Source organism: Rhodococcus sp. P4_B6 (genome assembly GCF_056402215.1).
On sequence record NZ_JBFUHV010000109.1, the window covers coordinates 1 to 23,062 of the forward strand.

Here is a 23,062-nt window from a genome sequence, read left to right on the forward strand (position 1 = left end):
GACCGCACGGCGGCGCAACTCGGTGACCTCGAACTGATTCCGCCGAAGGTCATCGCCTACCGCGGCACGCTCGGCCGCGAGCTGGACGTCGAGGCGGTGCTGGCCCGCAGGCCGGCGCTGGTGCTCGTGGACGAACTCGCGCACACGAACACGCCGGGCAGTGTCCACGAGAAACGCTGGCAGGACGTGGAGATTCTGCTCGGCGCGGGTATCGACGTCCTCTCGACGCTCAACGTCCAGCATCTCGAAAGCCTCAACGACGTGGTCCAGCGGATCACCGGGGTGGTGCAGCAGGAGACTGTCCCCGACGAGGTGGTGCGCGCCGCCACCCAGGTGGAGCTGGTGGACATCACCCCGGAAGCGCTGCGCCGCAGGCTGTCCCACGGCAACATCTACGCCGCGGAAAAGGTCGACGCCGCACTGAGCAACTACTTCCGGAAAGGAAACCTCACCGCGCTGCGCGAACTGGCCTTGCTGTGGGTTGCCGATCAGGTCGACGCCGCACTCGCGAAATATCGTGCGGAGAACAAGATCACCGACACGTGGGAGGCCCGGGAACGGGTGGTGGTCGCGGTGACGGGCGGACCGGAATCGGAGACACTCGTCCGGCGGGCAGGGCGGATCGCGTCGAGGTCCAGCGCCGAGCTGATCGTCGTGCACGTGGTGCGCGGCGACGGCCTCGCCGGCGTGTCGGCCCCGGAGATGGGCAAGGTGCGGACGCTCGCCGCGAGTATCGGGGCGAGCCTGCACAGCGTCGTCGGCGACGACGTCCCGACCACACTCCTCGACTTCGCCCGGACTGCGAACGCCACCCAGCTGGTGCTGGGCACGTCGAGACGCTCACGGTGGGCGCGGATCTTCGACGAGGGAATCGGTGCGAGCGTGCTGCACCAGTCGGGGTCGATCGACGTGCACATGGTCACCCACGGCGAATCCCACCGGCTGAGGCGGTTGTCGCCGGTGGGATCGCGGTCCCGCACGATGATCGCCTGGATCGCCGCGGTCCTCGTGCCGTCGGTGGCGACCGTGGTGATGAGCGCCGTYGACCGCTGGCTCGGGCTGGTCGGCGAGGGCGCTCTGTTCTTCATCGTGGTGCTGCTCGTCTCGCTGCTCGGCGGTGTCGCCCCCGCAGCGTTCTCCGCGCTGATCTCGGGTCTGTTCCTCAACTACTTCTTCACGCCGCCGGTGCGGAGCTTCACCATCGCCGAACCGGACAACTTCATCACCACGGTCGTGCTGCTCGTGGTCGCCGTCGCCGTCGCGGTCCTGGTCGACGCGGCCGCCAAGCGTTCACGGGAGGCCAGGCGGGCGTCGCAGGAGGCCGAGTTGCTGGCGCTGTTCGCCGGATCGGTGCTGCGGGGGGCCGATCTCGGCACGCTGCTCGAGAAGGTGCGCGAGACGTACGGTCAGGAGTCCGTGAGCGTCCTGCACCGGGACCGCGGTCTCGTCGGGTCGGTCGGGCCGCATCCACCGGCGAGCGTCGACGACGCCGACACGGTCTGCGAGGTGGGGGAAGGGGAGTACGCGCTCGCCCTCCGCGGCAGCGAGCTGCACGCCCGGGATCGCCGCGTGCTGCTCGCCGTCGCGAATCAGGCCGTGGGCATGATCCGCCAGACGGAACTCGCGCAGGAGGCGGGGCAGGCGCAGGCGCTGGCCGAGGCCGACCGGCTGCGGCGGTCGCTGCTGTCCGCCGTCAGCCACGACCTCCGGACGCCGCTCGCCGCGGTCAAGGCCGCTGCGTCCAGCCTGCGCAGCGACGACGTCGACTTCTCCCCGGAGGACACCGCCGAACTGCTGGCGACCATCGAGGAATCGGCTGACGTCCTGACTTCTCTCGTCGGCAACCTGCTCGACTCGTCCCGGCTCGCGGCGGGAGTGGTGACCCCGACGCTGCGGCCCGTGTACCTCGACGAGGTGGTGCACCGGGCGCTGGTGGGGCTGGGAATCGGCGGCCGGACCGGGACACGGGCCCGCGAACGGGTCGAGGTCGACGTCGGAACGGTCGCGGCGATGGCGGATTCGGGCCTGCTCGAGCGGGTGCTCGCGAATCTGATCGACAACGCGCTCCGCTACGGTGAGGACTCCGTGATCCGGGTCGGTGCCGCGGCGGTGGGAGACCGTGCCGTCGTCACCGTCGCCGACACGGGCCCGGGAGTTCCGCGGGGCCGGGCGGAGGAGATGTTCGCCCCGTTCCAGCGGCTGGGGGACCGCGACACGACCACGGGAGTCGGGCTCGGGCTCTCCGTCGTCCGCGGATTCGTCGACGCGATGGGCGGCACCATCAGCGCCACCGACACCCCCGGTGGTGGTCTGACGATGGTGGTGGAACTGGCCGGGGCGGGAGGGGAGCACCCATGACGAGAATCCTCGTCGTCGACGACGAACCGCAGATTCTCCGCGCCCTGCGAATCAATCTCAGTGTGCGCGGATACGACGTGGTGACGGCCGCATCCGGGGCCGCCGCACTGCGCGCCGCGGCCGAGCGACCGCCCGACGTGATCGTGCTCGACCTCGGGTTGCCCGACATGGACGGCACGGAGGTGCTCGCGGGCCTGCGCGGGTGGTGCCCGGCGCCGGTGATCGTGCTGTCGGCGCGCACCGATTCCGCGGACAAGGTGGAAGCTCTCGACGCGGGCGCCGACGACTACGTCACCAAGCCGTTCGGGATGGACGAGTTCCTGGCCCGGGTGCGGGCCGCGGCCCGCCGCGCGACGACGGCCGTCGACACGAGCGAGCCTGTGGTGGAGACGGATTCGTTCACGGTCGACCTGGCTGCGAAGACGGTGCGGCGGGCGGGCGCCGAGGTGCACCTGACGCCGACGGAGTGGGGGATGCTCGAGATGCTCGTGCGCAACAAGGGCAAGCTGGTGGGCCAGAAGGAACTGCTGCGGGAGGTGTGGGGTCCGGCGTACGCCACCGAGACCCATTACCTGCGGGTGTATCTGGCGCAGTTGCGGCGCAAGCTCGAGGACGACCCGTCGCACCCGCGTCACCTCATCACCGAGGCCGGAATGGGGTACCGGTTCCAGGTGTGACCGTGATCCCGCTCACGACCGATGATTCGGGCCCGGTCCGGGAGTCTTACCTTCGACCGCAGCATCACACTCGACCGGAGGAGCCACGAATGCCCGCACCGAAGACCCCGCAACCGCTCGCGCACACCTTTACGGCGCCGATCCAGAAGGACGGGGCATTCGCGACGTACGTGACCGTGCCGGACTCCGCCGAACTCCTCGGAACGAGGCGGCCGGTGAAGGTCGGCGGGACGATCGACGGCCACCCGTTCAATGCCACCCTGATGCCCTCGGGCGAGGGTCCGCACTGGCTTCCCCTGAAGATCGCACTGTGCAAGCTCATCGGCAAGGACGCGGCCGGCGTCGAGGTGACGGTGCACCTCGAGCAGCGTTTCAGCTGATGTGGGCTGCCCGGGTTTGATCCGGGGAGCACTGGGTACGGATCATCCGGAAGCGGTCCGCGTTTCCGGACGGGTTTCGAGGTGTTTCGTGCCGAGGTGGCCGCGGTTGTCGGGATGGCTCCCCACGCTGGGGGTCGTGGTGCTCGTCGCCGCGTGCGGAACGGGCGACGACGGCAACACGAGCGAGGAATTCGCCGGCACCGTCGACATCGGCGGGGGCCGGAACATCTATCTCGAGTGTGCGGGCACGGGCACGCCGACCGTCGTGTTCGTGTCCGGTCTCCGGTTCGGTGCCGATCAGTGGACGATGACGGCTGATCCGGCGAGCACCTCGGCCTTCGACGGAGTCGCCGAGTTCACGCGAGTCTGCTCGTACGATCGGCCGGGAGTCGTGCTGGGCGGGGATGCAGTGAGCCGCAGCGACCCGGTCCCGCAGCCGATCACCACCAGCGACGCGGTCGCCGACCTCCAGTCGCTGCTGGGCGCCACGGATGCAGCCGGGCCCGGTCCCTATGTTCTGGCCGCCCACTCCTACGGCGGTCAGATCGCGAGACTCTTCGCCGGTACCCATCCCGACGAGGTGGCGGGCCTGGTGCTGATCGACGCGCAGTCGGAGGAGTTGCAGACACTCCTGCCCCCGGAGCAGTTCCAGGAGTTCCTGCGCCTCAACGAACCGCCGCAGGACAGTCTCGACGAGTACCCGGATCTCGAGCGCGTCGACTTCGTCCGCAGCTTCGACGAGATCCGCGCCGCCGAACCGATCCGGCCCCAGCCGCTCGTCGTACTCTCCGCCGACCGCTCGGTGGCGCCGCAGATCGCGGAGGGCGTCGCGAACGGAAGCCTCCCCGCCGACATCGATCCCGGCTACGGCCCGGCCCTCGACGCCGTGCAGCCGAAGGCGCAGGAGGATCTGGCCCAGCTCGTACCGGGTGCCAAACATGTCACGAACACGAACAGCGGCCACAACATCAACATCGAGCAGCCGCAACTCGTCGTCGACGGGGTCCGCGACGTCGTCGACGCCGTGCGCGACGGGCGCAGCGAGCCCTGACCGTCGCATGTGGCTCGGCCTGCGGAATGTGGCCGCCCGGGCGTGGGAGACTGGACCGGTGAGGTTGTATCGAGACAATGCGGTGGTCCTGCGCCAGCACAAGCTGGGCGAGGCCGACCGTATCGTCACACTCCTCACCCGGCAGTACGGTCTGGTGCGCGCGGTCGCCAAGGGGGTGCGCCGCACGAAGTCCAAGTTCGGCGCCCGCCTCGAGCCGTTCGCGCACATCGACGTGCAGCTCTACCCGGGCCGCAACCTCGACATCGTCACCCAGGTCCAGACGGTCGACGCGTTCGCGACCGACATCGTCGACGACTACTCCCGGTACACCACGGCGTGCGCGATCCTCGAGACCGCCGAGCGGCTCGCCGGCGAGGAACGGGCCCCGGCGCTGCAGCTGCACCGCCTGACGGTCGGGGCGCTTCGGGCCGTCGCGGAACACCACCGGCCGTGCGAGCTCATCCTCGACGCCTTCCTGTTGCGGGCCATGGGTTTTGCGGGGTGGGCGCCTGCCCTCGACGACTGCGCGCGGTGCAGCGCACCCGGCCCGCACCGGGCATTCCACGTGGCCGCCGGGGGAGCGGTGTGCGTCCAGTGCCGGCCGCCGGGCGCTGCCACCCCGTCGCCGGGTGTCCTCGACCTGATGGACGCTCTGTTCCGCGGCGACTGGGCGAGCACCGAGCAGGTGCCCGAGTCGTTGCGAGGGCAGGCCAGCGGTCTGGTCGCGGCGCATCTGCAGTGGCACCTCGAACGGCAACTCCGCACTCTCCCGCTGATCGAACGCGCACGACCGCATGCGGCGGTAGGGGCGGAGGATTCGGTCAGGCAGGATGGGGACCGTGATTCGACGACGCGAACCCCGAGCTCCGCATAATTCCGGGGCCGAGCGCCAGATCCGGCCGCCGGACCCGCATCCCTCGGGCGCCCGCCCGCCGGGCCTGCAACCCGAACTCGTGCCCCGGCACATCGCGCTGGTGATGGACGGCAACGGCCGTTGGGCGCAGGAGCGGGGACTGCCTCGGACCGCGGGCCACGAACGCGGCGAGGCCGTGTTGATGGACGCCGTCTGCGGGTGCATCGAGATGGGCGTCGAGTGGTTGTCGGCGTACGCGTTCTCCACCGAGAACTGGAAACGCAGCCCCGAGGAGGTGCGCTTCCTGATGGGCTTCAACCGCGACGTGATCCGTCGTCGCCGTGACGAGATGCACGAGATGGGGGTGCGGGTGCGGTGGGCGGGTCGCAGGCCCAAGCTGTGGCGCAGCGTCATCAAGGAACTCGAGATCGCCGAGGAGTTGACGAAGCACAACACGGTCATGAACCTGACCATGTGCGTCAACTACGGCGGTCGCGCGGAGATCGCCGACGCGGCGAAGGAGATCGGCAGGCGGGTCGCGGCGGGTCAGCTCGACCCGGAGAAGATCACCGAGGCGACCGTCGCCCGCTATCTCGACGAGCCGGACATGCCGGACGTCGACCTGTTCCTCCGGCCGTCCGGCGAGCAGCGCACGTCCAACTTCCTGATCTGGCAGTCGGCCTACGCCGAGATGGTGTATCAGGAGAAGCTGTTTCCCGATTTCGACCGCCGCGACCTGTGGGCGGCGTGCGTCGAATACGCGTCACGTGACCGCCGGTTCGGTGGCGTCAAATGACCGTCGACGGGGCGCCCGCACTCCTCGGGCGGGCAGCGGACGCGCTGGAGCATTTCGCCACCGTCGCCCGGGCCGAGGACGGCTCGCTGAGCTTCGAATACGCCGGGGCGCTGTGCTCGATCAGTGCGATGACTCTCACCGACGGCCTCGACGTGCTGTCGATGACGTGCGTCCTGGCCTGGGATCGTCCGGTCAGCGCCGCGCTGCACAAGAAGGTCGCGGAGCGCAACGGCGCATTGCAGTTCGGTTCGATCGCGGTGTTCGGTCACGGCAGGCTCGCGGACGTCATCCTGCGTTACACGTTCCCCGCCGCCGGACTCGTGGACGAGGCGCTGACCACGATGCTGCTCCTCGTGCTGAGCGGCGCGGACACCGCCCGGCAGGGGCTGATCCCCTGACGTTCACCGCGGCGCGTTGCAGTCCTTGCAGAGACCGAAGATCTCGATGGTGTGGCTGACGTCGGAGAAACCGTGGGCGTCGGCGATCGACTGCGACCACTGCTCGACGGTCGGCCCTTCGACCTCGACGGTGTAGCCGCACGCGCGGCAGACCAGGTGGTGGTGGTGTCCGGACGAGCAGCGCCGGTACACCGATTCGCCGGTGTCGGTGCGCAGGACGTCGACGGTGCCGGCGTCGGCGAGCGTCTGCAGGGTGCGGTAGACGGTGGTCAGCCCGATGCCCTCGCCGCGCTTGCGGAGTTCGTCGTGCAGTTCCTGCGCCGACCGGAACTCCTCGATGTCGTCGAGGAGTGCGGAGATGGCGCTGCGCTGCTTGGTGGCGCGGACTCCCACGACGACGGGCTTGCGCTGGCCGGTGTTCTGGGTCAAGGCGTTCATCCTTCCTCGGCGTGCGCGACGGCATCCACGACGATGTGGGCGAGGTGGTCGTCCACCAGGCGGTAGAGGACCTCACGTCCGGTGCGTTCGCCGCGCACGACGCCCGCGGCCTTGAGCACGCGAAGATGCTGGCTGATCAATGGTTGTGTGACGCCGAGCGCTCCGACGAGTTCGTGCACGCACCGTTCCGATTCGCGGAGTTGGAGGACGATCGCGATGCGGACGGGGGCGGCGAGGGCGCGCAGGATGTCGCCTGCCGCCGTCAGCGTCTCCTTCGACGGCACAGGAGCCGGGGGAGCGGCCTCGAACGGATGCGGGGTGGCCTCGAACGGATGCAGATCCCCGGGATCGACGACGCTCACCAGTGATCTCCTTCGGTGTGCCGGACAATGGACGGGACCGTGGCCGCGTGGCCGTCGGCCCCGGGAGGAACACCCCATCTTATTGCAAATCGATTCCATTTTGATATGCACGAATACGCATGTCAACCGGCGGGGTGAACCGACCGTGATCGGACAGATAGGCTGGGATCCGAAAAGCGCACGTGAACCATGCATCTATTACCCAGATGGAGAGCACCCGAGTGGCACCGAAGTCCAAAGTCGAAACCGTCGTCAATCTCGCCAAGCGTCGTGGCCTGGTCTACCCGTGCGGTGAGATCTACGGAGGCACGAAGTCGGCCTGGGACTACGGCCCCTTGGGTGTCGAGCTCAAGGAGAACATCAAGAAGCAGTGGTGGCGCAACATGGTCACCAGCCGCGAGGACGTCGTCGGCCTCGACTCCTCGGTCATCCTGCCGCGCGAGGTGTGGGTGGCGTCCGGCCACGTCGGCGTGTTCAACGACCCCCTCGTCGAGTGCCTCAACTGTCACAAGCGTCACCGTCAGGACCACCTGCAGGAGGCGTATGCGGAGAAGAAGGGCCTCGACAACCCGGACGACGTCCAGATGGACGTCGTGGGCTGCCCCGACTGCGGCACGGTCGGCCAGTGGACCGAACCCCGCGACTTCAACATGATGCTCAAGACGTACCTCGGCCCGGTCGAGAGCGAAGAGGGCATGCACTACCTCCGCCCGGAGACCGCGCAGGGCATCTTCGTGAACTTCGCGAACGTGCTCACCACGTCGCGCAAGAAGCCGCCGTTCGGTATCGGCCAGATCGGCAAGAGCTTCCGCAACGAGATCACCCCCGGCAACTTCATCTTCCGCACCCGCGAGTTCGAGCAGATGGAGATGGAATTCTTCGTCAAGCCCGGCGAGGACGAAGAGTGGCACCAGTACTGGATCGACTACCGCATGGACTGGTACACCGGTCTGGGTATCAACAAGGACAACCTGCGGCTGTACGAGCACGCGCAGGACAAGCTGTCGCACTACTCCAAGCGCACCGTCGACATCGAGYACCGCTTCCACTTCCAGGGCAGCGAATGGGGCGAGCTCGAGGGTGTGGCCAACCGCACCGACTTCGACCTGTCGACGCACTCGAAGCACTCGGGCACCGATCTCAACTACTACGACCAGGCCTCCGGTGAGCGGTACACGCCGTACGTCATCGAGCCGGCAGCCGGTCTCACGCGTTCGCTGATGGCGTTCCTCGTCGACGCGTACACCGAGGACGAGGCGCCGAACGCGAAGGGCGGCGTCGACAAGCGCACCGTGCTGCGCCTGGACCGTCGTCTCGCCCCGGTGAAGGCCGCGGTGCTGCCGCTGTCGCGTAACGCGGACCTGACGCCGAAGGCGAAGGATCTCGCCGCGACGCTCCGCCAGCACTGGAACGTCGAGTTCGACGACGCAGGCGCGATCGGCCGCCGCTACCGCCGTCAGGACGAGATCGGCACGCCGTTCTGCATCACCGTGGACTTCGACACCCTCGAGGATCACGCCGTGACCGTGCGTGAACGCGACTCCATGGCCCAGGAGCGGGTCGCGCTCGACCAGGTAGAGGGCTACCTGGCGCAGCGCCTCATCGGTTCCTGATCCGCGGTCACCTGCGCGCGTCGCAGGTGGTGGTCAGATAGTTCGTCAGGATTCGCCGGTTTTCCTCGGACACCGGGATACGCGAGTATTCCGGTGCCGAAGAGCCGACCGCGATCCACAGCGGAAAGACGAAGGGCTTCTTCGATTCCGCGAGTGCGTGCGGGTCGCAGCGTGCCGCGTCGATCGTGATGTCGATGCTCAGCCGGTACTCGTCCGCCCGCATGGTGGCGGGCAGCGCCCCGCGCAGGGCGTACAGGACGCTGCCGCCGATTTCGTCGACCCGGACGTCACCCGACGCTGTTCCCCGGCTCACGAGGAGCTGAGCGGGGAGGGGCGCTGCCGGCTCCGGCGGCGTCGCCGCCGGGATCAGTGTCACCGGGACGGCCCGCGCCAGTTCCTCTGCGGCGCAATCTCCGTCGTGGATGCGGCCGAGGACGTCGTACGGGGTGGCGAGCGGCACCCGCACGGGCGACGCGCCCTGACCGGTGACCCCGATCACGGCGTCCGCCGGTTCCGGTCGGGTGTCGCAGCGGACGGTGCCGTACTGGGCCTCGACGTCGATCCGGTTGCCGGGGCCGAGTTCGACGACCCGCCCGGTTTCGGGCGCCGCCTCGAAGCCCGGGCTGTCCAGCGCCACGGATGTCACGGTGACGGGCGCGCCGCCGGTATTCGCGATCCGCACGTGGATCCGGCCGCCCGCCGCGTCGTCCTCGCGGCTGCGGTACGCCTCCGCCGACAGCGGGATCGCCGGCTCGTCCCCGGCGTCTCGCCCGCCCGCGCAGCCCGACAGGACGCCGCAGCAGGTGGCCGCGACGCAGGCGAGTGCGACGAATGCTCGGGAGGACGTCAGAATCGGCCGCCCCCGCTGATCCGGCCCGAACTGCTCGGCCCGCCGAACGAACGGGGACCGCTGCCGCGGCCGCCGCCGGAGCCGCGGCTACCCCAGTTGCCGCCGCCGCTGAATCCGCCGCGCAGGATGCTGTCGATCAGGATGCCCCCGAGGATCGCGCCGGTGGCATTCCCGCCGCCGGCACCGAGCCCGGGGCGCTGACGGGACTCCCAGCGGCTCACGTCGTTCTGCGCCAGCCGCAGCGCGTCGGCGGCCAGGCTCGCGGCGGCCTGGGCGTGCTGCAGCGCGCGGGAGGCGTCGGTGGTGCGCAACTGCTGGGCCCCTGCCAGGTGCCGCTGTGCCTCCGTCAGGCGGGTCCTGGCCTCCGCTCCCACCGCGCCGCGGCGGGTGCCGATGAAGTCCGATGCTGCCGTGACCTGCGACTGCGCGGCCACGAGGTCCTGCTCGAGACGCTGCTGTGCACGCTCGGCCTGCTGCCGTGATTCCTGCGCCTCGGCGAGGACCGCGTCGAGTTCCGCGTCGGCCTTCACGATCTGGGTGAAGCTGCCGAGCGGGTCGGTGTCCGCGGCGGTCCGGGCCGCCGCCAGCGCGGCCTCGGCCGCGGTGCGCGCCGCCGCGAGCCGGTCCCCACCCTGCTCGGTGAACTGGGCCGCGGCCGCGATCCCCGCCTCCACGTCGGTGATCGCGGCAGGCAGCGTGGCGATGGCGTGCCGGATGTCCTCCGCGGCGTGATCGACGGCGTCGAGCAGGATCCGGGCCTGTTCGAGGGCGCCCTCGGCGCCGCGGATCGCCGACACCGCCGGTCCCTGCTTGCCCGGTGGCAGGGCGACGGCGTCCCGGCCCTCCGTTACGGCCTTCTCGGCGTACGCGAGCCGTTCCTCCGCCATCGTCACGTTGTGGGCGACGGAAGCGAGTGCGGCGGCCGGGAATTCGGTCTGCAGGGTGGCGAGGGTCCGGGTGGAGTCGGGGATGCGCACGGTCAGCGCAACCATGTCGCGGGTGAGCGCGTCGAGCCGGTCGGGGGCGTTGATCAGCAGGTCCCGCAAACCGTCGAACTCCTGGACCTTCTCGTTGAGTTCGCGGTCCGCGCGCCCGCACGAGGTGATGATGTCGATGAGCATTTCCCGCTGCTGCTGCGGGGTCTCGGGGATCGCGTCGTCGAGCCGCTGACGCACGGTGAACGCCGCCGCGAGGGTGGACTTCGCCGTGTCGAACGCCGCCGTGAACGCGGCGGTGGCCTGCTCGCCGAATTCGCCGCGGGCCAGTTCGAGTTCCTCCTGGCTCGTGCGCAGCGCGTCGTCCGTCTCGACGAGCACCTCCTTGGCGCGCTCGTCGAGGGTCGGCAACGGCAGCGCCGTCAGGGCGGCCGTGTCCTCGGGGCTGATGCTGCGCGCCGCCTCGACGCCGGCCCGGGACCGGTCGTGCTTCTTCTTCCGCGAATACAGCACGACCCCGCCCGCGCCCACGACGACGACGACGCCGCCGCCGATCAGCAGTGTGCGCACCGACATACCGCCGCCCGGACTCATCGCGTCGCCGAGCCCGCCCGCCGCGGCAATCGCGGCGCCGGCCCAGTCCTCCTCGCGCAGGGCGGGTTCCACCGCGTCCACCCGGATCGACTCGGCTTCGTCGCTGGTGATCTCGGACAGACCGTCCGGTGCGATGAGGGCGTACTCACGGTCGACCGTCGCGACCGCGAGCAGTGCGTCACGATCGCCGAGGGACGACGCCTGCGCCGTCTGATCCGCCCACGGTCCGGCGCCGAGACCGTTGAAGTCGGGAACGTAGACCACCCACAACCGCACCTTGTGATCGTCGTAGAGCTGATCGATCGCGGCCTGGACGTCGCTCTGCTGGTCCGCGTCGAGCACCCCGACGGTGTCCGTGATCTGGCCGGGCAGACGGAACGGTGCGTCCGCCGACGCGATCGCGGGGGAGAACAGGATCGCCACGAGCGTCAGGAGTGCGGAGACGGCGCCGAGGGCGGCGAACCGCCGGGTGCCGGGGAAGGGGAGTCTGGGGTGGGACGACGGCGTCTGCTCGAGGCGCGGTGCGAGTGGCATGGCAGCAAATCTATCGGGTGTGGCGAGTCGTCATCGGGACAGTTCGGCGACAGCTGGCAGAATCAGGGAGTGAATTCTGCACCGAGCCGTGAACGCCACGACCTCCCGCGCCGTCCTGCGCGTCTGGGGTTCGCAGGCACGCTGGCCCGGTGGACCCGCCGGATCATCGCCGGCGTCGTTCTCCTCGCGGCGGCCCTGGTGTTCGGCACCGCGGTCCGGGTGTGGCAGGTCGCGCGGATCGACGACACGTCGACGGCCGACGCGATCGTGGTGCTCGGCGCCGCCCAGTACTCGGGAACGCCGTCGTCCGTGTTCGAGGCCAGGCTCGAGCAGGCGTACAAGCTGTACGAGCGCGGGGTGGCCCCGGAGGTCATCACGGTGGGCGGCAAGCAGGAGGGCGACGAGTACACCGAGGCGGCGTCCGGGAAGAACTACCTGGTCTCGCGCGGTGTCCCCGCCGACAGCATCACCGCCGTCGAGGAGGGGTCCGACACCCTGCTCAGCATCGAGGCGGTGAGTGAGGCGATGGGTGCGCAGGGCATCGATTCGGCGGTCCTCGTCAGCGACCCGTGGCATTCGCTGCGGACCCGGACGATGGCCCGCGACGCCGGCCTCGAGGCGTGGACGGCGCCCACCCGGCAGGGGCCCGCGGTGTTCACCCGCGAATCGCAGTTGCACGGAATCGCCCGGGAGACAGGGGCGTTGATCTGGTATCAGCTCACCCACTTCTCGGCGGACTTCCCCTACACGGCGGGACAGTAGGCGTTTCGATGACTCCACACACGACACCCCTCGGCGAGGTGTACTCCGCGCACGACGTCGCCCGGCGGGTTCGCGAGGCACCGAAACGGGCCGGGATCCCGGGCAGCCAGATCGCGGCCGCCCAGCACCGGTCCGTCTTCTCCCGTGACCGCGCGCGCGTCCAGCATTCGGCGGCGCTGCGCAGGCTCGCCGACAAGACCCAGGTGGTGGGCCCCCGGGACGGGGACACCCCGCGAACGCGGTTGACGCACTCGATCGAGGTGGCACAGATCGGCCGCGGGATCGCCGACGGTCTCGGCTGCGATCCCGATCTGGTCGACCTCGCCGGCCTCGCACACGACATCGGTCACCCGCCGTACGGTCACAACGGCGAGAAGGCCCTCGACGAGGTCGCGGAAAGCTGCGGCGGGTTCGAGGGCAACGCCCAGAATCTGCGCATCCTGACAAACCTCGAACCGAAGGTGCTCTACCCCGACGGACGTAGCGCCGGGCTCAACCTGACCCGGGCGTCGCTGGACGCGGCGATCAAGTACCCGTGGATCCGGCCGCGCCCGGGCGCGAAGTTCGGGGCCTACGACGACGACGCCGAGGTGCTCGCGTGGATCCGCGAGGGTGCCCCGGACGGTCACCAGTGTCTCGAGGCGCAGGTCATGGACTGGGCCGACGACGTCGCCTACTCCGTGCACGACGTCGAGGACGGGGTGATCGACGGGCGCATCGACCTGCGTGCGCTGGCCGATCCGGTGGACCAGCGGGCGCTCGCCGAGTTCGGCGCCGCGGAGTTCGCGGGACTCGACGTCGAGGAACTCGTCGAGGCCGCGAAACGGCTGAGCCTTCTGCCGGTCGTCGTCGGGGTGGGCAGCTACGACGGCACGCTCACCAGTTCGGTCGCCTTGAAGAACCTCACCAGCGAACTGGTGGGCCGGTTCGCGACCGCCGCGATCATCGGGACCCGCGACGTCCACGGCGACAAGCCGGTCGCCCGGTACGACGCCGATCTGGTGGTCCCGCCGGTGGTCGCGTCCGAGGTGGCGCTGCTCAAGACGTTCGCACTGAACTTCGTGATGTCCGATGCCGGCCACCGGGCGCGGCAGGAACGGCAGCGGGACCGCGTGCACCGCGTCGCCGAATGGCTGCTCGCGACCGCACCCGACGGGCTCGACCCAATCCTGGTTCCGGCCTGGAACGCCGCGGCCGACGACCCGGCACGGGTCCGGGTCGTCGTCGACCAGATCGCCTCCTACACCGAGAGCAGGCTCGAACGCGTCGACAAGTCCAGTCTCGGGGCCCAGGCGAGCTGGGGCTGACGAGCGTCGAAGTCGGACCAATCCGCCCGCCGCGGTGCTCCGAATAGGACTACAGACAGCTTGCACCCAATGGTCAGGGAGACCGGATGAAGTCTGCAGTGCGCAAGATCATCGGTTCGACGTCCGCAGCGCTGGCGGTGGCGGTCGGCGCCGCCCTGCTGGCCCCACCCGCGGCACAGGCCGCACCCGTGTACCCGTTCGCGGACCCCGACCCGTTCTACGGTGCACCCGCCGACGTCGGGGCACGCGCCGACGGTGACGTGCTGGCGAGCCGCAAGGTCGCCGCCACCGGTTTCCCCACCGCCGACGCCTGGCAGGTCAAGTACAAGTCGACCAACTCCGCAGGCGCGCCCATCGCCGCCGTCACCACGGTGCTGGTGCCCCGCGGCACTCCCGCGAACCGGCCGCTGGTGTCGTATCAGCCGTTCGTCAACGCGCTCGGGCTCGAGTGTGCCCCGTCGCATCAGCTGTTCACCGGCGGACTCCAGGAGGCCCCGGCCCTCAACGCCCTGCTCGCGCGGGGCTGGGCGGTCGCCGTCCCCGACCATCTCGGACCGACCAGCGCATACGGGGCCGCGAAACTCGGCGGCCGGCTCGTCCTCGACGGCGTCCGCGCCGCGCAGCGGCTCCCGGAAGCGGGACTCGGTGGCAGTCCGGTCGGGCTGGCCGGCTACTCGGGTGGCGCCATGGCGACCAACTGGGCCGCTGCGCTCGCACCCACCTACGCGCCGGAACTGAACATCGTGGGCGCCGCCGAGGGCGGCACCCCTGTCAACATCGGCGAACTGGCCGACCGTCTGGGCAGCACGCGCTCGCAGGCGTTCGGCCTGGGTTTCGCGGCCGCCATCGGGCTCGAGCGTGAATACCCGACGCGGTCACCGCTCGGGGACGGCCTCAACGGCGACGGACTCGCCCTGCGGGCGCAGATGAGCAACATGTGCACCGATTCGATCCTCGGCGCCGGTGCGGGGAAGTCGCTGCCCGACCTGACCAACGGTCCCGGCATCCTCGCCGACCCGTCCGGTCGCGCGGTGATGGACGAGAACAGCGTCGAACTGTATCCGGGAGTCCCGAGGACGCCGATGTTCGTCTGGCACGGCAGCGCGGACCCCCTCGTCGCCATCGGGCCGGTGCAGAACACCGTCGCCCGGTACTGCTCACAGGGCGCGCGCGTGCAGTTCGACGTGATCCCGGGCGCCGACCACGGCACCGTCACCATGCTCGGTGCCGGCCCCGCGTTCGGCTACCTCGGCGACCGATTCGCCGGGATTCCCGCCCCGTCGAACTGCTGACCCCGAGGCGGAAGTTCGGGCCGCGGCGGAGCGCCTAGACTGTCGGGCGTGGCTGGCAGAATCCCTGATCGTGACGTTGCGGCCATTCGCGAGCGCACACGGATCGAGGACATCGTGGGGGAGTACGTCTCCCTCAAGCGCGCGGGCGGCGACTCCATGAAGGGGCTGTGCCCGTTCCACGACGAGAAGTCGCCGTCGTTCCACGTCCGCCCCAACCACGGGCACTATCACTGCTTCGGGTGCGGCGAGGGCGGCGACGTCTACTCCTTCCTCCAGAAGATCGACCACATCAGTTTCGTCGAGGCCGTCGAGCAACTCGCCGACCGGCTGAGCTACACCATCTCGTACGAGGGCGGCGGCACGTCGGTGCAGCGCGACCGCGGCACCCGCTCCCGGCTGGTCGCGGCCAACGCGGCCGCGCAGGAGTTCTACTCGGCGCGCCTGCAGGAACCCGACGCGCAGGCGGCCCGCGACTACCTGACGGAACGGAACTTCGACGCGCAGGCCGCGCAGCAGTTCGGGTGCGGGTATGCACCCGACGGCTGGGACATCCTCACGAAGCATCTGCTGGGCAAGGGTTTCGACGTCAAGGAACTCGAGGCCGCGGGCCTGTCGAAGGCCGGGCGGCGTGGTCACATCGACCGCTTCCACCGCCGCCTGCTCTGGCCCATCCGGAACCTGTCCGGCGACGTCATCGGGTTCGGCGCCCGCAAGTTGTTCGACGACGACACCATGCCCGGCAAATACGTCAACACTCCGGAAACCGTGCTGTACAAAAAGTCTCAGGTGCTGTTCGGGCTCGACCTCGCCAAGCGGGACATCGCCAAGGGGCATCAGGCGGTGGTGGTCGAGGGATACACCGACGTCATGGCGATGCACCTGGCCGGGGTCAAGACCGCCGTCGCCGCCTGCGGCACCGCGTTCGGTGAGGACCACCTCTCGATGCTGCGGCGACTGCTGATGGACGACAGCTACTTTCGCGGCGAGATCATCTACACGTTCGACGGGGACGCCGCAGGCCAGGCCGCGGCGATGAAGGCGTTCGAGGGTGACCAGAAGATGGCCGGGCAGACGTTCGTCGCCGTGGCGCCCGAGGGCATGGACCCGTGCGAACTGCGGCAGAAGTCCGGCGACGCCGCCGTCCGCGACCTGGTGGCGCGTCGCACCCCGATGTTCGAGTTCGTGGTCAAGTCGATCCTCACCGAGCACGACCTCGAGACCGCGGAGGGCCGGGTCGAGGCGCTGCGGCGCACGGTGCCGGTGGTCGCCCAGATCAAGGAAGCGACGCTGCGTGACAGCTACGCCGTCCAGTTGTCCGGCTGGGTGGGCTGGGACGACATCGCCGCGGTCCGGCAACGGGTGCGGGACGAGGCACGCAAGCGGGCGTCCACCCGCGGGTCGGTGTCCGCGCCCCCCAAGAAGAAGGCGACCCGGGACGAGAACCAGGACGCCCCTCAGTTGCCGGTCGGCCTGTCCCGGCCCCGCCCGAACGATCCGACGCTGTGGGCGCAGCGCGAGGCGCTGAAGGGTGCGTTGCAGTACCCGGCCATCGCGGGGACCGTGTTCGACTCGCTGCCGGTGGAGACGTTCACGCATGCGACGTACGTCGTGATCCGCGAGTCGATGATCGCGGCAGGCGGCGCCAGCGCGGGCCTCGGCGGCGGCGAGTGGGTCGACGCGGTCAGCCGGGGAGTCGAGGACGTCACCGCGGCGTCCCTGGTGTCGGAACTCGCCGTCGAACCGCTGCCCGCCGAGGAGGACACCGTCCCGCGATACATCTCCGGCGTCATTGCACGCCTGCAGGAGGTGTGGGTGGGGGAGCAGGTGGCGGAACTGAAGTCCAAGCTGCAGCGCATCTCACCGGCGACGGCGTCGGACGAGTTCCACTCGCTGCTCGGCGACCTCGTCGCCCTGGAGCAGTACCGCCGGAGCCTGCTCGATCAGGCGATCGGCGACACCAACCGGGACGGCATGGCCGGCTGAACCGGCCGTCGTCGGCTACTTCTTCTTGAGCTGGTCCTGCGGGACCAGGATGGTCGTGTCCTCGTCGAGCGGCTTCATGGGCTCGAGCTTCGGCTGGGTGTTCAGCGAGTCGGACAGCTTCTGGCGTGACATCTGCAACACCTTCTTCGTGGCCGGACTGGTGGCCACGGCCTTGGTGGCCCGGCTGATCTGTTCGTAGCGCGCACGTCCTGCTCGCGTACCCAGCACGTACCCAGCAGCGATACCGATCAACAACCGCATCATTCCCGCTTCCTCCCGACGCACAACGACCTTCCCCATCCTGCCTGATGCATCGACAGGCAGGCGATTTGGTACTGGGGTGGGGCTATGCGCTACAGTTTCTCTCGCATCGCCGGGAACGGCGAAGCACAGCAGAATAATCCCCTGTAGCTCAATTGGCAGAGCTTCCGACTGTTAATCGGACGGTTGCTGGTTCGAGTCCAGCCGGGGGAGCATCGAAACCCCGTCCGGTTCATCCGGGCGGGGTTTTCTGCTGCGCCCGGCCAATTCGGATCGGTGCGCGTCCCGGGCGAGTACATTCCCGCTGTATCGGCAGCAAGCGACCGCGGGGTGTGCGATGAGCGAGGGCGAGGACGGCGGCGAGACAGCACCGACGGGGCCGGGCGGGCGTTTCGGCACGAGCGATGCCCCACGGTGGTTGCTGCCCTCGATCCTGTACGTCCTGCTGGCCGTCGCCGCCTACCAGTTGTCGGGGTGGCTGTTCGTCAACCTGCGCGGATTCCTGGGGCTGTTGTTTCTCGCGTGGCTGTTCAGCATCACCCTCGAACCGGTCGTCGACTGGCTCGAGCGCCGGGGACTGCGGCGCGGCCTCGCCACCGGGCTGGTGCTGCTGGCACTGTTGGTCTTCGCCATCGCATTCCTGGCGGTCTTCGGGACACTGCTCGCCCAGCAGCTCGCCCAGCTTCTCAAAGCGCTGCCGGGCGCGCTGTCCTCCGTCACCGACTGGTCCAATCGTGTGTTCGATACCGACTTCGCGACCGGTGAGGACCTGATCCGTCTCACCCCCGAGACCGTCCGGGACCTCGCCGAGCGATTCACGCCCGGAGTGCTGGGCGTGTTGTCCTCGTTGCTCGGCGTCGTCTTCCAGATGCTGACGCTGCTGCTGTTCGTGTTCTACATGTCCGCCCAGGGACCGGCTCTTCGCCGGACCATCTCCAGCTGGTTTCCGGCGCGGCAACAGCGGGTCATCTCGGTGGTCTGGGAGATCTCGGTCGAGAAGGCCGGCGGCTACGTCGTGTCGCGGCTCATCCTCGCCGCCATCAGCTCGGTCGCCACCGGCATCTTCCTCGTGGTGATCGGCGTGCCCTACTGGCTGCCGCTGGCACTGTGGACCGGCATCGTCTCGCAGTTCGTCCCCACCCTGGGCACCTACCTCGCGATCGCCCTCCCCGCGATCATCGCCGCGGCGTCCCAGCCCATGGACGGCGTGTGGGTGATCGTCTTCGGCACCGTCTACCAGCAGATCGAGAACTACGTGCTGCACCCGCGCATCACGTCCGCGACGGTCTCGATCCACCCCGCGGTCGCGTTCGGATCGGTGATCGTGGGCGCCTCGCTGTTCGGCCCGGTCGGCGCGCTGGTGTCGGTCCCGGTGGTCGCGGCGATCCAGGCCCTCGTCGAAACGTACGGGCGACGATACGAACTCGTCGCCGACGACCCGGCGACGGTCACCTCGGTCGAACAACGCGAACCCGCGAGCGACGAAGAACGCCGCGATGCCCAGGACGAGTAGGCGTCGACCACGAAAAGCGCTGTCGGGACGGGCTCGTCCCGGCTACGCGCCCGCGGCGGGCGCACGGTAACATCGGCAGGCCGCGACAGCGAGTAGTGCGGTGATGGGGCGGTAGCTCAGTCGGTTAGAGCCGTGGACTCATAATCCATTGGTCGCGGGTTCGAGCCCCGCCCGCCCCACCCTCTTCCCCGGTCGGTCCGGCCTTCTCGAGTCGGCCCGGATGCGGGCAGTGTGAAGACCATGGAGTTGGCGCGCGAGGAACGGGAAGAATTTGCCGAACTGCTCGCCGGGCTGTCCCCGCAGCAGTGGGAGTCGCCGAGCCTGTGCGAGCGGTGGCGGGTCCGGGACGTGGTCGCGCACGTGATCAGCTACGACGAGCTCGACTTTCGCAGTCTGGCCGTACGGTTCGCGAAGGGCTGGTTCCTGCAGGACCGGGTCAACGAGTTCGGGGTCGACGACCTCGTGGACCGCACCCCCGGGCAGCTGCTCGAGTTGAAGCGCATTCACGCCGAACCCAGCGGTCTGCCAGCCGGTTTCGGTGGGAGGATCGCCCTCGTCGACGGCATGATCCATCAACAGGACATCCGGCGGCCCCTTGCGATTCCCCGGACCATCCCCCCGCGGCGGCTGCGAGTGGCGCTGGACTTCGCGCGGTTCGCTCCGCTGATCCGCGGCGCCTGGCGAGCCCGCGGGGTGAAGCTGGTGGCGACAGATCTCGACTGGTCCTACGGCCGGGGACCGCAGGTGAGTGGAAGCGGAGAAGCGCTGCTGATGGCGATGGCCGGGCGCCGTGACGTACTCGGCGACCTCACCGGCCCCGGCCGGTCGAAATTCGCCGCCCACATCGGCGCCTGACCGAGGGCGCAGCACGTGCCGCGTCGTTGTTCTCGGTGCCGGCGCGGAGCAGACTGAAAGTCACCCGAGGAGGCCATCGTGGACCTGCAGATCGTGGCAATCGACAAGCCCGACGACATGAACGTGATCGTCGGGCAGTCCCACTTCATCAAGACCGTCGAGGATGTGCACGAGGCGCTGGTGGGGGTGAGTCCGCACCTCCGGTTCGGTGTCGCGTTCTGCGAGGCGTCGGGGCCTCGCCTCGTGCGCTGCTCCGGCAACGACGACCGTCTCGTCGAGTTGGCCACGCGCAACGCCGTCGCCGTCGGCGCGGGCCACTCGTTCTTCGTGTTTCTGGAGGACGGCTATCCGGTGAACGTGCTGAACACGCTGAAGCAGGTGCCGGAGGTGTGCGGCATCTTCTGCGCCACCGCCAACCCCGTCGAAATCATCGTGGCCGAGACGGAACTCGGCCGGGGCATCGCCGGTGTGATCGACGGGCAGCCTCCTGCCGGTGTGGAGACCAGCGCCGACGTCGCCGACCGCAAGGCGTTGCTGCGGACGATCGGGTACAAACTCTGAGCGAGCGGCATTCGCCTGGCGCTCTACGATGACCGGCATGGCGATCACTCCCGACACGAAGAACTGGACCTGGGTCCTCGACCGGGCGTGCCCCGACTGCGGGTTCGACTCGGCGGCAACCCGGTACGAGGACATTCCCGCTCTGGTCCGGGCGAACGTGGACGCCTGGTCGCCGGTCCTCACCCGTACCGACGTGACGGTCCGGCCGGACGAGCAGACGTGGTCGGCCCTCGAATACGCGGCGCACGTTCGCGACGTGTTCCGGATCTTCGACGTCCGGCTCCGGCTCATCCTCGAGCAGACGGACCCCCTGTTCCCGAACTGGGACCAGGACGAGACCGCGATCGCCGAGCGATACAACGAGCAGGATCCGGCCGTCGTGGACGCCGAACTGCGTGCGGCAGGCGTCGCGGTGGCGGACGGCTTCGAGGCCGTCGACCCGCAACTCCGGTCGCGGACCGGGCGGCGGAGCGACGGCGCCTCCTTCACGGTGGAGACGCTCGCCAGGTATTTCGTCCACGACCCGATCCATCACCTCCACGACGTGTCGGGGTAACAGTTTCGGATTCCCGGACCCGATTCGGTAGAACGTGTTCCAATTCGGTCGGTTTGTGTCTATCGTCACATCAGCAGATGCGCAGACATGAACGAAGGGTTGGGAGTCACATGAAGACCAAGGGTGCGATCCTGTGGGGCCTGAACGAGCCGTGGTCGGTCGAGGAGATCGAGATCGGCGATCCGGTTGCGGGCGAGGTGCAGATTCGCATGGAAGCCGCCGGAATGTGCCACTCCGACCACCACATCGTCACCGGTTCGATGCCCATGGCGTCCTTCCCGGTGATGGGCGGCCACGAAGGGTCCGGCGTCATCACCAAGCTGGGGCCGGAGGTGAAGGATCTCGAAGTCGGCGACCACGTGGTGCTCTCCTTCGTTCCCGCCTGTGGACGCTGTCCGGCGTGCTCGGCGGGACATCAGAATCTCTGCGACCTCGGCATGGGGCTCCTGAGCGGGCTCGCGATCAGCGACGGCACGTTCCGCATCCACGCGCGCGGCGAGAACGTCATCCCCATGTGCCTGCTCGGGACGTTCTCGCCCTACATGGTCGTGCACGAGACGTCGGTCGTGAAGATCGACAAGGACATTCCCTTCGACGTCGCCGCTCTCGTCGGCTGCGGCGTGCCCACCGGGTGGGGTTCGGCGACGCGGATGGCGGAGGTGAAGCCGGGCGAATCCGTCGTCATCATGGGTGTCGGCGGCGTCGGCATGAGCGCGCTGCAGGGCGCGGTGGCGTCCGGGGCGCGTCAGATCTTCGCCATCGACCCGGTGCCGTGGAAGCGGGAACAGGCGCTGAAGTTCGGGGCCACCCACGCGTTCGAGAGCGCCGCCGCCGCGATCGAACCGATCATCGCACTCACCAACGGGCTGATGGCGCAGAAGACGATCATCACGGTCGGGGAGATGCACGGCGAATACGTCGAGGAAGCCCTGCTCCTCACCAGCAAATTCGGCACGTGCGTCGTCACCGCGATGGGCGCGATGACCGACRTGGACGTCAAGTTGAACCTGTTCCTCTTCTCGATGCTGCAGAAGGACCTGAAGGGCACCATCTTCGGCGGCGGCAACGCCCGGGTCGAGATCCCGAACCTACTGGCCATGTACAAGTCGGGGCAGTTGAACCTCGACGACATGATCACCCGCACCTACAGCCTCGAAGGGGTCAACGACGGGTACCAGGACATGCTCGACGGCAAGAACATTCGCGGCGTCATCCGGTACACCGAAGCCGACTGGTGACGGCTCGCCGCTGCAGGCGGGTGCGGCTCGCTGCAGCCGACCGGTGGCGGCTCTCGTAGTCTGACCGGGTGCAGAGTCTCGATCAGATCGCCCGATGGCCCGTGGACAACGCTGCGGCGGTGGTCCTGTCGCGAGACGAAGGGGTGATCGGCGAGTACGGCGACCAGCAGCGCGTCTTCCCGCTGGCCTCGGTGACCAAACTGCTGTGCGCGTACGCAGTCCTGGTGGCCACCGAGGAGGGGGCCGTCGAACTCGACCAGTCCGCAGGCCCCGAGGGCTCGACGGTGCGTCATCTCCTGGCGCACGCGTCGGGTCTCGCCTTCGACGCGAACCGGGTGCAGACGACGCCGGGGCGCAAGCGGATCTACTCGAGTGCAGGCTACGAGGTGCTCGCCGACTTCCTCACCGCCGAGACGTCGATCGACTTCGCCGACTACGTGGCGGAATCCGTGTTCGCTCCGCTGTCGATGGACGCGTCCGCTCTGGTCGGGCCCGCCGGCCACGGAGCGCAGGCGTCGGCGGGAGATCTCGGCCGCTTCACCGCCGAACTGTTCCGCCCGGCGCTCATTTCGCCTCAGACGTTCGCAGATGCCACTTCGGTGCAATTCCCCGGACTGGACGGAATCCTGCCCGGATACGGCTCTCAGCGCCCCAACGACTGGGGTCTGGGATTCGAGATCCGGTCGGCCAAGAGCCCGCACTGGACCGGAACGGGCAACTCGCCGCGGACGTTCGGCCACTTCGGGCAGTCCGGCACGTTCCTCTGGGTCGACCCGGCCGCGGGGCTGGCGTGCGTCGCGTTGACGGACCGGGACTTCGGCGACTGGGCCAAGCCCGTGTGGACCGAGCTGAGCGACGGTATTCTCGCGGAACGCGAAAGGCGATGACACACCGA

General features: G+C 69.1%; 24 protein-coding genes and 2 tRNA genes. 21 read left to right on the forward strand and 5 right to left on the reverse strand.

From position 1 onward, the window contains the following. The 7 genes from AC1DWT_RS34410 to AC1DWT_RS34440 all read left to right on the forward strand — a co-directional run. On the forward strand, positions 1 to 2,358 hold a 2,358-nt coding region (locus AC1DWT_RS34410), incomplete at its 5' end, for a DUF4118 domain-containing protein (RefSeq protein ID WP_477924100.1). Continuing rightward, entirely contained in the window at positions 2,355 to 3,035 is a 681-nt protein-coding gene (locus AC1DWT_RS34415; protein ID WP_072946644.1) for a response regulator, read from the forward strand. The genes AC1DWT_RS34410 and AC1DWT_RS34415, both read left to right, overlap by 4 nt. Before the next feature lie 89 nt (positions 3,036 to 3,124). Beyond that, a complete protein-coding gene (locus tag AC1DWT_RS34420) occupies positions 3,125 to 3,415 on the forward strand; it encodes a DUF1905 domain-containing protein (RefSeq protein ID WP_072946645.1) in 291 nt (96 codons plus the stop codon). An 88-nt stretch (positions 3,416 to 3,503) separates the two neighbouring features. After that, a complete protein-coding gene (locus AC1DWT_RS34425) occupies positions 3,504 to 4,466 on the forward strand; it encodes an alpha/beta fold hydrolase (protein ID WP_206012700.1) in 963 nt (320 codons plus the stop codon). Between the two features lie 58 nt (positions 4,467 to 4,524). Next, positions 4,525 to 5,340, forward strand: a complete 816-nt coding sequence (recO, locus tag AC1DWT_RS34430) for a DNA repair protein RecO (protein WP_206012699.1) — start codon at positions 4,525 to 4,527, stop codon at positions 5,338 to 5,340. Further along, positions 5,306 to 6,115: an isoprenyl transferase gene (locus AC1DWT_RS34435; protein ID WP_061045323.1), complete on the forward strand. Its 810-nt coding sequence runs from the start codon at positions 5,306 to 5,308 to the stop codon at positions 6,113 to 6,115. The genes recO and AC1DWT_RS34435 overlap by 35 nt, the downstream gene beginning before the upstream one ends. Beyond that, positions 6,112 to 6,513 (forward strand): hypothetical protein, encoded by a 402-nt coding sequence (locus tag AC1DWT_RS34440; protein ID WP_072946647.1) that lies wholly within the window; start codon positions 6,112 to 6,114, stop codon positions 6,511 to 6,513. The genes AC1DWT_RS34435 and AC1DWT_RS34440 overlap by 4 nt, the downstream gene beginning before the upstream one ends. A 3-nt stretch (positions 6,514 to 6,516) precedes the next feature. On the opposite strand, the gene AC1DWT_RS34445 is transcribed toward AC1DWT_RS34440, so the two are convergent. Continuing rightward, entirely contained in the window at positions 6,517 to 6,942 is a 426-nt protein-coding gene (locus AC1DWT_RS34445) for a Fur family transcriptional regulator (protein WP_072946670.1), read from the reverse strand. A gap of 5 nt (positions 6,943 to 6,947) precedes the next feature. After that, the gene (locus AC1DWT_RS34450; RefSeq protein ID WP_206012698.1) at positions 6,948 to 7,313 is read right to left on the reverse strand and encodes an ArsR/SmtB family transcription factor; all 366 of its coding nucleotides are present in this window, start codon (positions 7,311 to 7,313) and stop codon (positions 6,948 to 6,950) included. A 221-nt stretch (positions 7,314 to 7,534) separates the two neighbouring features. Between AC1DWT_RS34450 and AC1DWT_RS34455 the strand changes: the two genes are divergently transcribed. Further along, the gene (locus AC1DWT_RS34455; protein ID WP_477924102.1) at positions 7,535 to 8,926 is read left to right on the forward strand and encodes a glycine--tRNA ligase; all 1,392 of its coding nucleotides are present in this window, start codon (positions 7,535 to 7,537) and stop codon (positions 8,924 to 8,926) included. Positions 8,927 to 8,933: 7 nt separating this feature from the next. Here AC1DWT_RS34455 and AC1DWT_RS34460 read toward each other — a convergent pair whose 3' ends face one another. Then, positions 8,934 to 9,563, reverse strand: a complete 630-nt coding sequence (locus AC1DWT_RS34460) for a hypothetical protein (RefSeq protein ID WP_241031276.1) — start codon at positions 9,561 to 9,563, stop codon at positions 8,934 to 8,936. Between the two features lie 10 nt (positions 9,564 to 9,573). On the opposite strand from AC1DWT_RS34460, the gene AC1DWT_RS34465 reads away from it, so the two are divergent. Next, positions 9,574 to 9,795, forward strand: a complete 222-nt coding sequence (locus tag AC1DWT_RS34465; RefSeq protein ID WP_206016311.1) for a hypothetical protein — start codon at positions 9,574 to 9,576, stop codon at positions 9,793 to 9,795. Here AC1DWT_RS34465 and AC1DWT_RS34470 read toward each other — a convergent pair. Continuing rightward, the gene (locus tag AC1DWT_RS34470; RefSeq protein ID WP_206012696.1) at positions 9,773 to 11,839 is read right to left on the reverse strand and encodes a TPM domain-containing protein; all 2,067 of its coding nucleotides are present in this window, start codon (positions 11,837 to 11,839) and stop codon (positions 9,773 to 9,775) included. The two genes, AC1DWT_RS34465 and AC1DWT_RS34470, sit on opposite strands and share 23 nt — an antisense overlap. Positions 11,840 to 11,908: 69 nt before the next feature. On the opposite strand from AC1DWT_RS34470, the gene AC1DWT_RS34475 reads away from it, so the two are divergent. From AC1DWT_RS34475 to dnaG, 4 genes are all read left to right on the forward strand, one after another. Then, positions 11,909 to 12,601 carry a YdcF family protein gene (locus tag AC1DWT_RS34475; RefSeq protein WP_072946653.1) on the forward strand — a complete coding sequence of 231 codons (693 nt, stop codon included), beginning with the start codon at positions 11,909 to 11,911 and terminating at the stop codon, positions 12,599 to 12,601. A gap of 8 nt (positions 12,602 to 12,609) precedes the next feature. Then, a complete protein-coding gene (locus tag AC1DWT_RS34480) occupies positions 12,610 to 13,908 on the forward strand; it encodes a deoxyguanosinetriphosphate triphosphohydrolase (protein WP_072946654.1) in 1,299 nt (432 codons plus the stop codon). An 86-nt stretch (positions 13,909 to 13,994) separates the two neighbouring features. Then, positions 13,995 to 15,200: a lipase family protein gene (locus AC1DWT_RS34485; RefSeq protein ID WP_206012695.1), complete on the forward strand. Its 1,206-nt coding sequence runs from the start codon at positions 13,995 to 13,997 to the stop codon at positions 15,198 to 15,200. 48 nt (positions 15,201 to 15,248) lie between these two features. Then, positions 15,249 to 17,183 carry a DNA primase gene (gene dnaG / locus AC1DWT_RS34490; protein ID WP_095865203.1) on the forward strand — a complete coding sequence of 645 codons (1,935 nt, stop codon included), beginning with the start codon at positions 15,249 to 15,251 and terminating at the stop codon, positions 17,181 to 17,183. A gap of 15 nt (positions 17,184 to 17,198) precedes the next feature. On the opposite strand, the gene AC1DWT_RS34495 is transcribed toward dnaG, so the two are convergent. Further along, positions 17,199 to 17,447 carry a hypothetical protein gene (locus AC1DWT_RS34495; RefSeq protein WP_037226505.1) on the reverse strand — a complete coding sequence of 83 codons (249 nt, stop codon included), beginning with the start codon at positions 17,445 to 17,447 and terminating at the stop codon, positions 17,199 to 17,201. Between the two features lie 137 nt (positions 17,448 to 17,584). On the opposite strand from AC1DWT_RS34495, the gene AC1DWT_RS34500 reads away from it, so the two are divergent. The 8 genes from AC1DWT_RS34500 (at position 17,585) to AC1DWT_RS34535 (ending at position 23,054) form a co-directional block, all read left to right on the forward strand. Beyond that, positions 17,585 to 17,657, forward strand: a tRNA-Asn gene (locus AC1DWT_RS34500). A gap of 124 nt (positions 17,658 to 17,781) precedes the next feature. After that, on the forward strand, positions 17,782 to 18,957 hold the full coding sequence (locus AC1DWT_RS34505; protein WP_072946657.1) for an AI-2E family transporter: 1,176 nt from the start codon (positions 17,782 to 17,784) through the stop codon (positions 18,955 to 18,957). Positions 18,958 to 19,062: 105 nt separating this feature from the next. Further along, positions 19,063 to 19,136: transfer RNA gene (locus tag AC1DWT_RS34510), tRNA-Ile, on the forward strand. A 61-nt stretch (positions 19,137 to 19,197) separates the two neighbouring features. Next, entirely contained in the window at positions 19,198 to 19,812 is a 615-nt protein-coding gene (locus AC1DWT_RS34515; protein ID WP_206012694.1) for a maleylpyruvate isomerase family mycothiol-dependent enzyme, read from the forward strand. 78 nt (positions 19,813 to 19,890) lie between these two features. Continuing rightward, complete coding sequence (locus tag AC1DWT_RS34520; protein WP_206012693.1) at positions 19,891 to 20,373, forward strand: adenosine-specific kinase; 483 nt, start codon at positions 19,891 to 19,893, stop codon at positions 20,371 to 20,373. Between the two features lie 37 nt (positions 20,374 to 20,410). Next, the gene (locus tag AC1DWT_RS34525; RefSeq protein WP_206012692.1) at positions 20,411 to 20,929 is read left to right on the forward strand and encodes a DinB family protein; all 519 of its coding nucleotides are present in this window, start codon (positions 20,411 to 20,413) and stop codon (positions 20,927 to 20,929) included. A gap of 110 nt (positions 20,930 to 21,039) precedes the next feature. Further along, positions 21,040 to 22,167: an NDMA-dependent alcohol dehydrogenase gene (locus AC1DWT_RS34530; RefSeq protein ID WP_477924104.1), complete on the forward strand. Its 1,128-nt coding sequence runs from the start codon at positions 21,040 to 21,042 to the stop codon at positions 22,165 to 22,167. A gap of 68 nt (positions 22,168 to 22,235) precedes the next feature. Continuing rightward, positions 22,236 to 23,054 carry a serine hydrolase domain-containing protein gene (locus AC1DWT_RS34535; RefSeq protein WP_095865207.1) on the forward strand — a complete coding sequence of 273 codons (819 nt, stop codon included), beginning with the start codon at positions 22,236 to 22,238 and terminating at the stop codon, positions 23,052 to 23,054. Positions 23,055 to 23,062 lie beyond the last annotated feature (8 nt).